Consider the following 14,455-nt stretch of genomic DNA (forward strand, 5'->3'; position numbering starts at 1 on the left):
CTCATATATGATACAAAAGTGTTGTATAATCATACTGTTAATTTGTTAAAAAGAAAAGAGAGGTATCAAAATGGCAGTACTAGAAACTAAAAACCTATGCTACGACGCTGATGGACGTGAAATTATCAAGGATATCAGCTGGAGCGTTGATGCCGGAGAGATCGTTACGATCACTGGTCCATCAGGGAGTGGGAAGACGACTTTTGTGAGACTTTTAGCGGATCTTTTGACTCCCAGTTCTGGTGAAGTAATTTTTGAAGGCCAAAACGTCGCTGATTTAAATCCAATTGAGTATCGGAGAAAAGTATCATACGCCGTTCAGCAACCCACCTTGTTTGGCAATACGGTCAAGGATAATCTTGAGTTCCCATATCAGATTCGAAATAAACCGTTTGATAAAGAACATGCGTTAAAAGCACTTCAAACCGTCGATCTAGGTGATGGTGATTTGGATCGGACGGTCGATAATCTTTCTGGTGGGGAACGCCAACGGGTCGCATTAATTCGCAACATCATGTTTGTGCCCGATGTGCTTATTTTAGATGAGGTTACCACTGGCCTTGATGAGAACACCAAGGAAAGTGTACACAAGATGATTAATTATATTAATCAAAAAGATCACACCACGGTCATCATGATTACTCATGATCAAGGTGAGATTGACCATGCCACCGAGTTAGTCACAATTGTTAACGGACGACTAGTTAAAGGAGATAAAGATGCCTAATTTAATTGTTTCAAATCAAGCGCTCGCATTAACTGGACTCCTGGTCTTAATCGCGTTATTTGTCGGATGGAAAGAAAAGTTGGGCATTGATAAGTCAATTATCATTGCCACCATCCGTTGTGTGGTTCAGTTATTTATAGTTGGGTACGTTTTACGATTCGTTTTTCGGATCAATAACGTTTTTTTAACCCTGATTTTAATCTTAATTATTTTGTTTAACGCAGCTTATAACGCCAAAGGACGTAGTGACGGTATGGAACACGCACTCCCCATTTCCATCATTGCATTAGGAAGTAGCACGATTGTGGTACTTGCGGTATTAGTCTTTGCGGGAGCAATTAAGTTTATCCCGTCTCAAGTGGTACCAATTACCGGAATGGTTGCCAGTAACTCAATGGTTGCCCTGGGACTGTGTTATCGAAGTATGAATTCCATGTTTAAAGACCGGAGACAGCAGATTATTGAAAAATTAGCTCTGGGAGCCGACGTGAAAACATCCTGTTCTGACATTGTGCGTGACAGCATTAAGACCGGGATGCAGCCCACGATTGATACCGCGATGACCGTTGGACTGGTTAGTTTACCCGGGATGATGGCTGGTTTAATCTTTGCTGGTGTTGATCCGGTTAAGGCCATTAAGTACCAGATCATGGTAACTTTCATGTTGCTTGGGATTACGGCCGTTAGTTCAATCATCGCATGTTACATGGGTTATCATAGTTTTTACACTAAAAATGACCAGCTTAGAAATATGAATTAATAAGTAAGGGCTCTGACTAGGAGTCTTTTTTATTGCTTCTGATAGGATAAATTGATGGAGTGGTTTATAATTTAATTGGGTCAACAGTTAAATTGGAAAAACGAAAAGAGGGATTCTATGAGTAAAATGACAGCAAGTAGAGCACTGGTGAAAGTGCTTGAGAGTTGGGATGTCGACCATTTGTATGGCATCACAGCTGGCTCTTTGAATAACTTATTGAATGCGCTAGATGAGGAAAAAAAGAACATTAAATATATTCAGGTTAGACACGAAGAGGTCGGTTCTTTGGCCGCTTCCGCTGACCATAAGTATACCGGTAAGATTGGGGTCGCTTTTGGTTCGGCAGGACCTGGTGCAACTCACATGTTTAACGGTTTGTATGACGCTAAAGAGGACAATACGCCAATGCTAGCCCTCGTTGGACAAGTTCCCCAACCAATGATGAACACGCGGTTCTTTCAGGAAATGGATGAACTACCGATGTTTGCTGACGTTTCGGTTTACAACCGCCAGGCGTCAACTGCCGATCAGATACCAAAGATTATTGATGAAGCCATCAGGACGGCCTATCAAAAGAAGGGGCCAGCAGTCGTCATCTTACCGAATGATTTACTTGGAACTAAGATTGACTATGAACCAACTAAGACAGCCAACGTTTCAAGTAGCATTAAAACGGTTCACCCTAAACAAGCTGACGTTGATGAAGCCATTAAGATGATTAAGAAAGCCAAACATCCGGTTCTTTGGTACGGAAGAGGTGCTAAGGGTGCCCGAGATGAGATCGTGAAAGTTTCCGATCAGTTTAGCATGCCAGTTTTGTCCACGGCTCCTGCAACTGGGATTATGCCAAACGACAATCTGAGCTACATGGGTGCTCGTGGTAGACTGGGAACAAAACCCGGATTTGAAGTTTCTCAGGCTGCCGATCTGATTATTATGCTTGGAAACGACTTTCCGTTTGCTCGCTTCATGCCTAAAGATAAGAAAATCATTCAAGTTAATAACAATCTAGCTGATTTGGGTCGTCAGTATCAGGCCAACCTCACGATTCACGGTGATGCCAAGGAATTCTTGGAAATGTTAATTAATTCAGGAGTTAATCTCCCTCAAAGTGATTTCTTAAAAGCCGCTCGAATTGATCGCGAGAATTGGTTAAAGTGGCTTGATAGCATTGCGACTGACTACGACGAGGGTCTTAGAGCTGAGACTGTTTTGAAGGCAATTGCTGACCATTCTAAGTCGAATGCGGTTTATGGACTTGACGTTGGAAACAACACCATGCATTCCATTCGTCAACTTCCCTTTAATCAGCAGCAGCAGTTTGCCATGTCACCATGGTTTGGAACAATGGGCTTTGGTCTACCAGCTTCCATTGCTGCTAAACTCTCATATCCTGATCGTCAAGTTTGGTCGATTTCAGGTGATGGGGGATTCGCAATGGTCATGCAGGATGTGATCACGCAGGCCAAGTACAACTTGCCGATTATCAATGTCGTTTTGTCAAACGAACGCTTTGGTTACATTGAACACGAAGACGTTCAATCTGGCATTAGTGATTATGGTGTTGACCTCTATCAAGCGGATTTTGCCCAGGTTGCTGAAGGCATGGGTGCTCATGGCTTTAAGGTTTCGGGTCAAGATGAACTTGATAGTGTCATGGTTGAGATTGACCGAATGCAGGCTGAAGGTAACACGAAACCGATTGTGATTGACGCTAAGATTAAGGCGTTTGATCCAATTGATACTAGTTTTGTCCCACTTGACCCAGAAAACTTTGACCAAAAAACGATTGATGCGTACAAGAAACGTTATAACGTTTATGGTCAACCAGCATTGAGCGAGATTTTAAAAAGTTTGAAATAGTGGTTTAAATAAAAATAACCGATCTCGGTTGAGATCGGTTATTTCTTTTGCTTATTTTTTCTTTGTCTTTTCGTCTTCGTCAATATCAACGGCAACCGTTGATTCATCACCAACATCTAACGCTTGATGCTTTAGGTGAGGGAAGATGTATTTATCAGCAAGTCCAGTGATTCCACCTTGGAATAGGAACGCAAAGATCGTTCCTACTCCTAAGTTAGTAAATTGACGAGTAATTGCAAAGGCAACCACTGCCATGACAGTCGGTGGGATGTAGGAAGCCCACATGGCTTTCCCAGCAGCACCATTGAAGTACTTAAATCGCAGGATCTGCATCAAATCATCAGCGGGATGCAAGACTAAGTTGACTCGTTGGTAGATTGAGATGGCGGTTGCAATCAATGCTACCCCGAAGAAATTTAAGAGGACATAGAAAGCGACCATCATCCAACCCTTGGCTTCAGGGAATCCAGCAAAAAATGATACTTTTCCAATTACTGGCAGTGAACCATCCATGAAGAAGTCATCAAAGACCTGGATGAGTGCTGAGAACGGAACCATGAAGATGACGTTTCCAATGGCACGTCCCCAATCCCAGTGACCGACTAAAAAGGCGTTCAAAATGGTAATGGCAACTCCCAAGATTAGAAATGCCCAGAATAAGTTCCAGTGAAATGCATTTCCAAGGTTGGTTTCGGCTGCGGTCCAGTAAGCTGAACCTAGAAAAGATGGATGAATCTTAGCAGTTGTTACTAGAGTCAAAACATTTCCAGCAGAGTTAATTATTAATGAAAGGATAAAGAACATAATTGAAGCTGTCATGGAAATGGTACGTTTGGCTTTTCTATTAGCGGTTTTCTTCGCCATAGTTTCCCTCCACGATCAGATTTTGGTTCAATTATTTAAGATTACCATTAACTTTAACAATTGACTTGCCTTGAACCTTGTCAGTACCAGCTAATACACCAGGTACTTGTTCTAAAGTAAGGATGTTGTGTTGGAAAGGTGTAACCTTAACGGAACCATCTGAAAGTAAAGCAATTGAATCTTCGAAACTGTGGGGGTTAATCATTGAACCCTTGATGGTTAATTGCTTCTTGAAGATTTCGTAAGTGTTCATGTTAAATGTTTGACCTGGTGCACCAACACCAAACATCATAACTTGAGCGCCAGGATTAGTTGCTTCAACAGCTTGTTCTTGGGTTTCAGGCTTTCCAACACATTCGATTACCATGTCGTACTTGTCAGTGATCTTTTCCTTAGTCGTGTTGATAACCTTGTTTAAGTTAAGTTCTTTCTTTTCCCAAGCAAGATTTTCATCATGTCTACCAGTCATGTCAATGTTCTGGATTCCGTAGATTCTAAGTAGTTGAGCAAACAACTTAGCCATGTATCCATCACCAATGATTAAAGCGTGTTGGTAAGGGGTAATGTTTTCGGTGATCTTCATCGTGTGAACGGCACATGAAAGTGGTTCCATTGAGCATGCAGTTTGAAGTGATAGTTCATCAGGAATGTGGTAAACAACCTTTTCTGGGGCAGTGAAGTAGTCTTCAAGACCACCATCTCTAGTTACACCAACGGCCGATAGGTTTTCACACAATTCGTAGCGGCCAGTGTGACAGTAGAAACATTTGTCACAGTAAATGTTAGGGTCAACAACAACACGATCACCCTTCTTGAAGTCTTTAACGTTCTTTCCAACTGCGGAAACAACTCCAGAGTTTTCGTGACCTAATACGATTGGAGGAGTAGCATCAGCTGAACCTGGGAGACCATTGTATAAGGCGTGGTCGGTACCACAGATACCAGCGTAGGCAGTTTCAACTAAGACTTCGTCGTCCTTAGGGGTTGGGACATCTCTGTCTTCAATCTCCATGTGTTGCTTAGCTGTCATAACTAAAGCTTTCATTTTTGACATAAGATAACTTCCTTTCGAAAAGTTGATGAATTAATATCGTTACAATCTGAACATAACTGATCGAAAAAAATGGAAAGATTTCTTTCAGGAATATCAGATTTGTTTCCAAGTAATAATGTAAACCGTTTGAAAACTGTTTGCAAGGGCATTCCAGCTTCTGAAATAGATCCAATAAAAATTGAACAAAGAAGAAATTTGATAAGTGAAATAGATAACGGCATTAGAGTGGGAATTAAGCAATTAATTTTAATTATTGTTATGAAAAAATTACGAAAATATTTCACAAAATTATTTTTTTAATTTTCCGTTAAGGCCGTTCTTACTTTCAGGTTAAAATTTACTTTTGGTTAAATTAGTTTAAAATGGACACTACTAAAAAAGAAGGAGAGAACCAAATGGCTTATTTAGAACTAAGAAACATCAAAAAGTCCTATTATGTGGATAATCAGGATTTTCATGTTTTAAACGGGATCAGTCTCAACTTCGATCGTGGGGAATTTGTTTCCATCCTGGGAGAATCTGGTGGTGGAAAGACGACCCTTATGAATATTATCGCTGGACTAGACAGTGATTATTCCGGTGACGTTTTAATTGACGGGAAATCGTTAAAAAAAGATACCAGTAAACAACTTGATGAGTATCGGCGCAACACAATTGGTTTTATCTTTCAAAACTTTAACCTTGTGAATCATCTGACCATTAAAGAGAACGTGATGGTCTCTTTAGAAATGACAACTTTAACGCATAAAAAACAAGAAGCACGGGCCACTGAACTTTTAAAAAAGGTTGGTTTGTATGACCACCGTAACAAGTACCCCAATCAACTTTCAGGTGGACAAATGCAGCGGGTTTCAATTGCTCGAGCACTTGCTTCTGACCCAGATATCATCATTGCTGATGAGCCAACTGGTGCCTTGGACGCTCAAAATACTGATGACATCTTGGAACTAATGAACGAAATTGCAGAAGACGGAAAACTGGTAATTGCCGTCACCCACTCTCAGGTGGTTGCCAATTATGGAACGAGGATCGTTCATTTAGCCAACGGGAAGATTGATGAAGATAGGATTTTAAAACCCGCTTACCCGGTTAATAAAACGCAGGCGGACTTTCAGGCGCGTCCGGCCAAACTTGCTTCCATCTTTACGATGGCCTTCGAACACTTTCGTTATAACCTGAAGCGCAACCTGTTAATTATTTTTGGGGCGGCCATCGGCATCTTTTCGGTCATTTTCATGTTAGGTCTCGGCAATGGGGTCAAGGGATACATTAACCATGAAATTTATTCGGAGGTTAATCCCACTACCATTCAGGTTAGTCGAAAACAGAAACAAGGAGAGGAACAAAATCCTAAAAATGAACTTCTGACCAACCAGGATAACCAGCAGTTGCAGGACCTAAAGAATGTCAAAAGTTCAACGTTGGGTAAGTTTTTAGCAGGCGGTCAGTTTAAAGCGGCCGATAAAACCGCTTCCGTTCAATACATTCAAACATACTATCAAGGAGCGGTCTTAAAGAAGAACATTAAATCCGGAGCAGTCCCCACTAAAGATAATCAGGTGTTGATTAATAAGAAGACGGCCCAAAGCTTTAATAAGAAGAAGCCGTACGACATGACGGGCCAAAAAATTAAGTTGTTTGCGAATGCCCCCGATGACAACGGGCAGCCCCATGTCCTATCAAAAGAGGTTACTGTGAGTGGGGTGACTAGTGACGTGAACCCAATGGCACTTGTTAGTTCCAACACGATGAAGTCAATGTTTAGTGAGGCTACAATGAAGTACGAACCGAACTTTGCCGCGGTGAACATTGCTGGTGGAGTTCCCAACGTTCAGCCGGTTCAAGATAAGATTAAGGCGTTGAAGGGGCCCAATCAACAAGCCAAGTACCAAATTACTGGTGCGGGTGCGATTGTATCAACACTGAACACTTACATTAACGTCGCTGTTTGGGTTCTAGCAGGAATTGCGGCAATCTCGCTCCTTGTGTCAGCAATTATGATCATCGTGGTGCTCTACATTAGTGTTGCCGAACGAACCAAGGAGATTGGGATTCTAAGGGCACTTGGTTTTACCAAGGGCAACATTCGAAACCTATTCTTCTCCGAAGCCTTTATTCTGGGAGTCTTCTCGTCCATCTTTGCGGTTATCATAGCCTACCTGGCCGAATGGGGAGCGGATACGATTTCTAATGGAGCGATTAAGTACGCAATTGTTCAAATTTCACCGGCCAATTCCATTATTGGGGCACTAGTCTTTGTTATTATTTGTTTACTAGCAGCACTTGCTCCAGCAGCCAAGGCCGCTAAATTAGATCCAATTGTGAGTCTGAGTTCCGAATAAAGATTAAAAAATTAATTAAGCTATTGCAATTATAGGAAAGTTGGACCAAACTAACTTCTAAACCAAATAAGAGCTATCCCGTTAATTCGGGATGGCTCTTATTCATTAGGAATTACTAAATTGTAATGGAGGGGTTCATTTTGAGAATTGGAATTGCGGCAAACGTTAACCGGATTAAGACGCCTAACTATAACCTTGATTACGCCAATTATACTGCTCAAGTTTTTATTGATTTACTGCAAAAACACGGCATTCTGCCTGTTATTATTCCCATGGCTGAGCTTGATATGATTTCCGAATACGTTGACTTAGTTGACGGCCTAATTATTCCTGGTGGTCAAGATGTTCAACCGGAATTATTCCACGAAAAATCAGTCGAACCAGACGATGCGCACTATCGACCCCATGATGAGTGGGAAATGGGACTGATTAAAGAAATGGTGCACCGGAGAAAACCACTTTTAGGGATCTGTCGGGGGCTTCAAGTATTAAACGTAGCTTTTGGTGGTAGTCTTTATCAAGACATTGCCACTGATTTACCCAAGTCTAACGTTCAACACGTGAAACACGACGATCCAAAGCATAATTTTCATGAGGTGCAAGTGAAAGCCAAAAGCCAGTTGGTCCATTCCGTTGGAAACCATCCGGTGGTGAACTCAATTCATCATCAGGGCCTAAAAAAGGTCGGAAAGAGTTTGACCGTCACGGCCAAATCTCCTGACGGTGTCATCGAAGCGGTTGAAAATGATGATGCTAGTATCATGGGAATCCAGTGGCACCCAGAATTATTGTGGCAAAACGATCCAAAAGAGGAACAGTTGTTTTTGGACTTCTTTGAGCGAACCAGTAATCAATAAATAGCGAAAACCACCTTGATAGAAATATCAGGGTGGTTTCTTTGTTACTTGTTGTTTTCAAAGTATTCTTCATCGTGATTGGTGCTGTGACTTAGTTCGACCATCTTGCCGGTTTGATTGTAAACTAACCATTCGGCGAGGTTCACGACGTGGTCACCAATCCGTTCGAGCAATCGGATGACCATTAGGTAACTTAGGGCAGCTTGTGCGGTCTTACTGTTCTTTTTCAGGGATTCAGTTACTAACTTTCTGGTGGAATGATAATACTTGTCAATTGATTCATCTTGGTCAGCAATTTCCTTTGCTTCCGAGGCATTGCCCTCAAAGAAGGCCTCTAGTACCTGTTCTAACATTGAACGGACTTGTTCAGTCATTTCACTGATGACTTTTTCGACCGCCGGGATTCGTTCATGGCCCTTGGCGTTAATGGTTTCTCTGGCAATCGTATTGGCGTGATCGCCGATTCGTTCAATGTCGGTACTGGCCTTTAAAATACTGATAATTTGACGAAAATCACTGGCAACGGGTTGCTGGAGTGCGATCAGTTGTAAGGACTGTTTCTCTAAATCCATTTCTTCGTTGTTAATCTTGGGATCCTCTGCAATGATTTTGCGTGCGAGGTCCTTATCATGATCAATGAAAGATTTGGTGGCTTGGTAGATTTGTTCACTACTGTCAAATCCCATTTCCATGAAGTGTCCTTTAAGTTTCTTTAATTCATCATCAAATAATGCTCCCATAGTCATTCTCCTTATCCAAATTTTCCGTTGAGATAGTCACTTGTTTCTTGCTTATCAGGATTCATAAACATTTTTTTGGTTTTGCCTACTTCCACTAGTCGACCGTTCAGCATGAACGCCGTTTTGTCTGAGATTCGAGAAGCTTGTGACATGTTATGAGTCACGATGATGATCGTATACTTGTCCTTGATGTTTAGGAGGGTGTCCTCAATCATCTGACTCGAAATAGGGTCGAGCGCGCTCGTTGGTTCATCCAGTAAAATCACGTCTGGTTGAATGGCCAAGAGTCTAGCAATGCAGATTCGTTGTTGTTGTCCTCCAGAAAATGAAAGCGCACTTTTATGAAGTTTGTCCTTAACTTCATCCCAGATAGCCGCCTGCTTTAGAGATTCTTCAACGCGTTCGTCCAATAGTTGCTTATTCTTAACGCCAGCTAATTTTAAGCCAAAGGTGACATTATCGTACACGGAAAAGGGGAAAGGATTGGGTTGCTGGAAAACCATTCCAACTTCTTTTCGGAGTTCCACGATGTCTTCTTTTGGACCATAAATATTGTGACCATTGAGCGTGAAGCTTCCCGTGATGGTAATGTTTGGAATAAGATCATTCATTCGGTTTAAACAACGGAGGTATGTTGACTTTCCGCATCCAGATGGTCCAATTAGGGCGGTAATCTCATTTTGTTTGAAGTTTAAATTAATGTCGTGCAACGCTTTTCGCTTTCCATAGTACAAATTGACGTTTTCAGTTTTGATAATCTCTTTTGGTTCCGTTTTAGTTGTCATTTACTTCTCCTTAACCGAAGTTGCCGGAAATGTAATCCTCAGTGGCTTTGACCTGTGGTCTGGTGAAAATGTCAGCTGTTTTAGCGTACTCCATGACGTGTCCAAGATGGAAGAAGGCGGTATAGTCACTGACTCTGGCGGCTTGTTGCATGTTATGGGTCACGATGATAATCGTATATTTTTTCTTTAACTCTAGAAGCGTTTCTTCAATCTTAGAGGTTGAAATGGGATCAAGAGCACTCGCTGGTTCGTCTAACAACAAGATGTCAGGTTGCATGGCGATTGAACGAGCGATACAGAGCCTTTGAGCCTGTCCACCAGATAATTCAAGGGCGCTTGTATCCAGCTTGTCTTTGACTTCGTCCCATAGTGCAGCGGCTTTTAGACTTTGTTCTACTCGTTGATCAAGTTCCTGTGGATCTTTTACGCCATGTTTTCTAAGCGCAAATTTAATGTTTTCACGAATGGTTTTGGCAAAGGGGTTGGGGTGTTGGAAGACCATGCCAATGTTTTTTCGAAGGACGTAGACGTTTAATTTTTTTTGGTTAATGTCTACGTCTCTGTACATGATTCTACCGGTAACGTTTGCCACACCATCATTCATTCGATTGAGACAGCGAAGGAAGGTTGATTTGCCAGATCCCGAGGCTCCAATGAGGGCGGTGATCTTGAACCTTGAGAATGCCAGCGAAGCATCAAAGGTAGCTTGCTTTTTACCGTAGAAGACGTTCACGTCCTCGGTCTCAAGGGCCATTTCTCCTGGCGGTGTAATAATTTGATGGTGGTCTAAATCGTAATTTTGTTGAGCCATGTTTTAACCTCGCTTTTTTCTAGAAGTCCCAGTCATCTTGCGGTAAGCCCAGTTACCTAAGAACCGAGACAACAGGTTAAAGACTAAGATAACAATGATAAGAACCGCTGAAGCGCCACTTGAAACAACGTGCGCGTCTGGAACAATTCCCTCGGTATTTAGTTTCCAGATATGAACTGCAAGGGTCTCAGCTGGACGCATGGGATTTAGGAAACTGCTGGGACTGAAAGGATTCCAGTTGGTGTAACTTACGATTGGCGCACTTTGACCAGCAGTGTAAATCAAGGCGGCGGCTTCCCCGAAGATTCGACCAGAACTAAGGATGACACCGGTGATGATGCCCGGGATCGCGAGTGGTAGTACAACTCCAGTTATGGTTTTAAACTTGGAGAGTCCAAGCGATAACCCGGCTTCTCTTTGTAACTTTGGCACCTCTTCGATGGAATCTTCGACACTTCTGGTAAGGAGTGGCAGGTTGAAGATGGTTAAAGCAATCGCTCCTGACAGAATGGAGTAGTCAAGTTGAAACTTGATTACTAGCACCAAGTATCCAAACAGACCAACGACAATGGAAGGCAATGAACTTAGAACCTCAATGGCCGTTTTAACGAGCGTTGTGAGCCAGTTGTCCTTGGCGTACTCTGCCAGGTAAATTCCGGCCCCAAGACTGATTGGCAGCGAGATGATGATCGTCAGTATTAGCAGGTAGACGGAATTAAAGAGCTGATCTCTAATTCCACCGCCGGCACTGATTGAACTGGACGTGGTGGTTAAAAACTTCCACGAGATATCGGGTAGACCGGTAATGAGGATGTAACCGAGTAGGAAGATTAAGATCAGAACTACGACTAAGACTAAGGCCCAGATGGTCCCAATGGCGAACTTATTAATTTTTTTGGCATTTATTTTCATTTTTTAAATGCACTCCTCTTTCCAATTAGTTTTACGATGACGTTGAATACTAGTGACATTACTAGTAAAACTAAGGCCAATGTCCATAAGGCGTTGTTAGGCAACGTTCCCATGATGGTATTACCCATTTGGGTCGTCAGTTGACTGGTTAAAGTTGCAGTTGGACTTGTCAAGCTGGTTGGCATGAAGACTGCATTTCCGATGACCATCTGAACGGCTAGTGCTTCACCAAAGGCGCGCGCCATTCCGAAGATCATCGCGGTAAGGATTCCCGGAGTGGCAGCCCGTAAGACCACTTTGTACATCATTTGCCATTTAGTGGCTCCGAGTGAAAGAGCAGCACTCCGGTAGTCTCGTGGGACGGCCTTTAAAGCATCGACTGACATTGAGGTGATGGTCGGAAGAACCATGACGAACAAAACGATGGTAGCTGGTAAAATCCCAGAACCGGTCCCTCCAAACACCGTTCTAACAATGGGAATCAAGACCATTAGGCCGATAAACCCATAGACAACGGATGGAATTCCAACGAGTAATTCGATTACTGGTTGCAGAATCTTTTGCCCTCGTTTGGGAGCAATTTCGGTCATGAAAAGGGCCATGGCAATCGCAAATGGGGTGGCAAGAATGGCGGATAGTAGGGTGACCGCAAATGAGGTGACGATCATTGGAAGTGCCCCAACTTCTGGTTTCCCATTTGGTCCCGTTTGACTGGGATTCCAGTCCCCCTTAGTGAAGAAATCGATGATACTGACGTGATCGGAAGTAAAGGTCGCCAGTCCCTTGGTGGTGATGAAGAAGAGGATGGTAATGACGAGGATGCCGATCAGGCCGATACATATGAGACTGATAAAATGACCAACCTTATCTTGATGAGTTTCTTTTGATGGTTTCAGTAATTTTTCTTTAATGTCATTCATATAAAAACCACTTTCATAATTATTTAATCGCTTGAACTTGACCTTCAGCATTCTTTTCAAATTTCATGTTTTTAACTTGAATGTATCCGATCTGCTTGACTAATTTCTGTTGAACATGATCTGAAAGCATGTAATCAATAAATTTTTTGGTGGTTCCAGTGGGCTTGCCCTTGGTATACATGTGTTCGTACGACCAAATTTTCCAATTGTTATGTTCCACGTTGGGGTCGGTTGGTTGCACCTTATCGATGGAAATACTTTGCGTTTTATTGTTTAAATATGGAAACGAGAGGTAACTAACCGCACCGGGAGTCGATGAGACAATCTGTTGCACCGTTCCGTTTGAGTCTTGTTGCTGAGCGTTGATGGCTTTTTTGCCCTTTAAAACGGATTGTTCAAAGGTCATCCGGGTTCCACTTCCTTCGACCCGGTTAATCACCACGATCTTGACGTTATTTCCGCCGACCTGCTTCCAATTGGTGACTTTACCAGTGAAGATTTGTTCAAGTTGTTTCATTGAGAGATTTTTCACTCCCACTTTTTTATTGGCGACCGGGGCAATTCCAACAACGGCAACCTTATGATCAACTAAATCTTTAGCAGTAACACCTGGTTGTTGGGAAGCAAAGACATCTGAATTACCAACATTAACGGCTCCCTGTTGGATTTGGCTTAGGCCAGTTCCAGATCCACCACCCTGGACGTTAATGTTAACTTTCGGGTTACTAACCTGATACTCTCGACTCGCTTGCTCGACCAGTGGTTGAAGTGCCGTGGAGCCAACGGCGGTAATCTTATTACCGTTTTTGGCCTTGGTGGAAGAAGATGATCCGCACGCGGCTAGTCCCAGCGCCAGCAGTCCACACGTTAATATCAATGCAACCTTTTTCTTTTTGCCTAATGACATGGACGAAATCTCCTTTGGTTTAAATGGACATTATTTTGTTTACGAACCAAGTATATAAGGTGAATGTAAATGTTAAGTAAATTTTACGGTCTTTTTATGTAAATGTTTGGTAAAGCCAAAAAGAACCCCTTCAAGTGCTATTGAAAGGGTTCTTAAATAACGGTGTTATTAAAAACAAACTAAATGGACAGCCATGCCATCCATCCCGGGTAGAAGAAGTCGTAGAGGTTGTTACACAGCATGATGGCCTCTTGCTCGTTATACCGATGTTTCAAAATGTCACAAAAAGTAGCATAAAACGAGAACACGTGAAAATGCAGTTCCTGGTAGTTAAACTTAAAGCTAACAAGGATGATGTTACGTTCTTGCATGATCCCAATGGCGTTAGCAATTTTTTGGGTAAAGTACTTCGTTAGCATTTCGGCTAGATTGTCGTACTTCGACCCCTCTGATTTAAAAAGAATTAATTCCTTATACTTCGGATTAGCGTAAAGGGTGTGGATGATTGGATTCATATTCAAAATGTTTTGTTTCCACACCGTTTGAACGCTGGCTGGACTGATTTTAGCCATTCCCTGATTAAACTGATTCTCATATTCGTCTTTTAATTGCTTAATAAAGGGATCAAGAATTTCATCTAGAATCGCATCCTTTGATTCAAAGTGTTTGTAAAAGGAACCGGTTGTCCGGTTAGCGTTTCGGCAAATTTCACGAATCTTTGTCTTATCAAACCCGTTTTTTAGAAAGGCCTTAAACCCGGCCTCTAGTAATAGGGAATGGGTTTTATCCTGGTTACGAACGTTTGCCATGAAAATTCCTCCAGTGGATTGATTGCTCAATTTAAGATAACAGTGTTATATTAAGTGAGTATTATTTGTTTAATGATGGTCAACTTAACTTCGGATGATGTTTC

15 protein-coding genes are annotated in these 14,455 nt (G+C 42.2%); 6 read left to right on the forward strand and 9 right to left on the reverse strand.

Annotated elements, in window-relative coordinates:
• Positions 1-70: 70 nt before the first annotated feature.
• From AC6UDF_RS04360 to spxB, 3 genes are all read left to right on the forward strand, one after another.
• Entirely contained in the window at positions 71-727 is a 657-nt protein-coding gene (locus AC6UDF_RS04360; protein WP_500694055.1) for an ABC transporter ATP-binding protein, read from the forward strand.
• A complete protein-coding gene (locus AC6UDF_RS04365) occupies positions 720-1,487 on the forward strand; it encodes an ABC transporter permease (RefSeq protein WP_500694054.1) in 768 nt (255 codons plus the stop codon). Before AC6UDF_RS04360 ends, AC6UDF_RS04365 begins: the two co-directional genes overlap by 8 nt.
• Positions 1,488-1,604: 117 nt before the next feature.
• Positions 1,605-3,350 (forward strand): pyruvate oxidase, encoded by a 1,746-nt coding sequence (gene spxB / locus AC6UDF_RS04370; protein WP_500723913.1) that lies wholly within the window; start codon positions 1,605-1,607, stop codon positions 3,348-3,350.
• A gap of 51 nt (positions 3,351-3,401) precedes the next feature.
• On the opposite strand, the gene AC6UDF_RS04375 is transcribed toward spxB, so the two are convergent.
• Both AC6UDF_RS04375 and AC6UDF_RS04380 read right to left on the reverse strand, forming a co-directional pair.
• Positions 3,402-4,214, reverse strand: coding sequence for a DUF6198 family protein (locus AC6UDF_RS04375; RefSeq protein WP_500695811.1), 813 nt, complete (start codon positions 4,212-4,214; stop codon positions 3,402-3,404).
• 31 nt (positions 4,215-4,245) lie between these two features.
• Positions 4,246-5,259 (reverse strand): zinc-dependent alcohol dehydrogenase family protein, encoded by a 1,014-nt coding sequence (locus AC6UDF_RS04380; RefSeq protein ID WP_500694138.1) that lies wholly within the window; start codon positions 5,257-5,259, stop codon positions 4,246-4,248.
• A gap of 78 nt (positions 5,260-5,337) precedes the next feature.
• Here AC6UDF_RS04380 and AC6UDF_RS04385 point away from each other — a divergent pair, with 78 nt between their 5' ends.
• The 3 genes from AC6UDF_RS04385 to AC6UDF_RS04395 all read left to right on the forward strand — a co-directional run bounded on the left by AC6UDF_RS04385 (position 5,338) and on the right by AC6UDF_RS04395 (position 8,467).
• On the forward strand, positions 5,338-5,568 hold the full coding sequence (locus AC6UDF_RS04385; RefSeq protein ID WP_500694051.1) for a hypothetical protein: 231 nt from the start codon (positions 5,338-5,340) through the stop codon (positions 5,566-5,568).
• A gap of 95 nt (positions 5,569-5,663) precedes the next feature.
• Complete coding sequence (locus tag AC6UDF_RS04390; RefSeq protein WP_500694050.1) at positions 5,664-7,610, forward strand: ABC transporter ATP-binding protein/permease; 1,947 nt, start codon at positions 5,664-5,666, stop codon at positions 7,608-7,610.
• A 140-nt stretch (positions 7,611-7,750) separates the two neighbouring features.
• The gene (locus tag AC6UDF_RS04395; protein WP_500694049.1) at positions 7,751-8,467 is read left to right on the forward strand and encodes a gamma-glutamyl-gamma-aminobutyrate hydrolase family protein; all 717 of its coding nucleotides are present in this window, start codon (positions 7,751-7,753) and stop codon (positions 8,465-8,467) included.
• A gap of 44 nt (positions 8,468-8,511) precedes the next feature.
• Here the strand turns inward: AC6UDF_RS04395 and phoU are convergent, their stop codons facing one another.
• The 7 genes from phoU to AC6UDF_RS04430 all read right to left on the reverse strand — a co-directional run bounded on the left by phoU (position 8,512) and on the right by AC6UDF_RS04430 (position 14,351).
• Positions 8,512-9,207, reverse strand: coding sequence for a phosphate signaling complex protein PhoU (gene phoU, locus AC6UDF_RS04400; protein ID WP_500709237.1), 696 nt, complete (start codon positions 9,205-9,207; stop codon positions 8,512-8,514).
• 11 nt (positions 9,208-9,218) lie between these two features.
• The gene (pstB, locus tag AC6UDF_RS04405) at positions 9,219-9,992 is read right to left on the reverse strand and encodes a phosphate ABC transporter ATP-binding protein PstB (protein ID WP_500694047.1); all 774 of its coding nucleotides are present in this window, start codon (positions 9,990-9,992) and stop codon (positions 9,219-9,221) included.
• 10 nt (positions 9,993-10,002) lie between these two features.
• Positions 10,003-10,803: a phosphate ABC transporter ATP-binding protein PstB gene (pstB, locus tag AC6UDF_RS04410; RefSeq protein ID WP_500694046.1), complete on the reverse strand. Its 801-nt coding sequence runs from the start codon at positions 10,801-10,803 to the stop codon at positions 10,003-10,005.
• A gap of 3 nt (positions 10,804-10,806) precedes the next feature.
• Positions 10,807-11,709, reverse strand: a complete 903-nt coding sequence (gene pstA / locus AC6UDF_RS04415) for a phosphate ABC transporter permease PstA (RefSeq protein ID WP_500723966.1) — start codon at positions 11,707-11,709, stop codon at positions 10,807-10,809.
• A gap of 2 nt (positions 11,710-11,711) precedes the next feature.
• Positions 11,712-12,635 carry a phosphate ABC transporter permease subunit PstC gene (pstC, locus tag AC6UDF_RS04420; RefSeq protein ID WP_500723915.1) on the reverse strand — a complete coding sequence of 308 codons (924 nt, stop codon included), beginning with the start codon at positions 12,633-12,635 and terminating at the stop codon, positions 11,712-11,714.
• A gap of 19 nt (positions 12,636-12,654) precedes the next feature.
• A complete protein-coding gene (locus AC6UDF_RS04425) occupies positions 12,655-13,542 on the reverse strand; it encodes a phosphate ABC transporter substrate-binding protein PstS family protein (protein ID WP_500706720.1) in 888 nt (295 codons plus the stop codon).
• Positions 13,543-13,721: 179 nt separating this feature from the next.
• A complete protein-coding gene (locus AC6UDF_RS04430) occupies positions 13,722-14,351 on the reverse strand; it encodes a TetR/AcrR family transcriptional regulator (protein ID WP_500699614.1) in 630 nt (209 codons plus the stop codon).
• Between the last annotated feature and the right edge of the window lie 104 nt (positions 14,352-14,455).

The sequence above is a fragment of the Fructilactobacillus sp. X2R6C1 genome, from assembly GCF_059901295.1.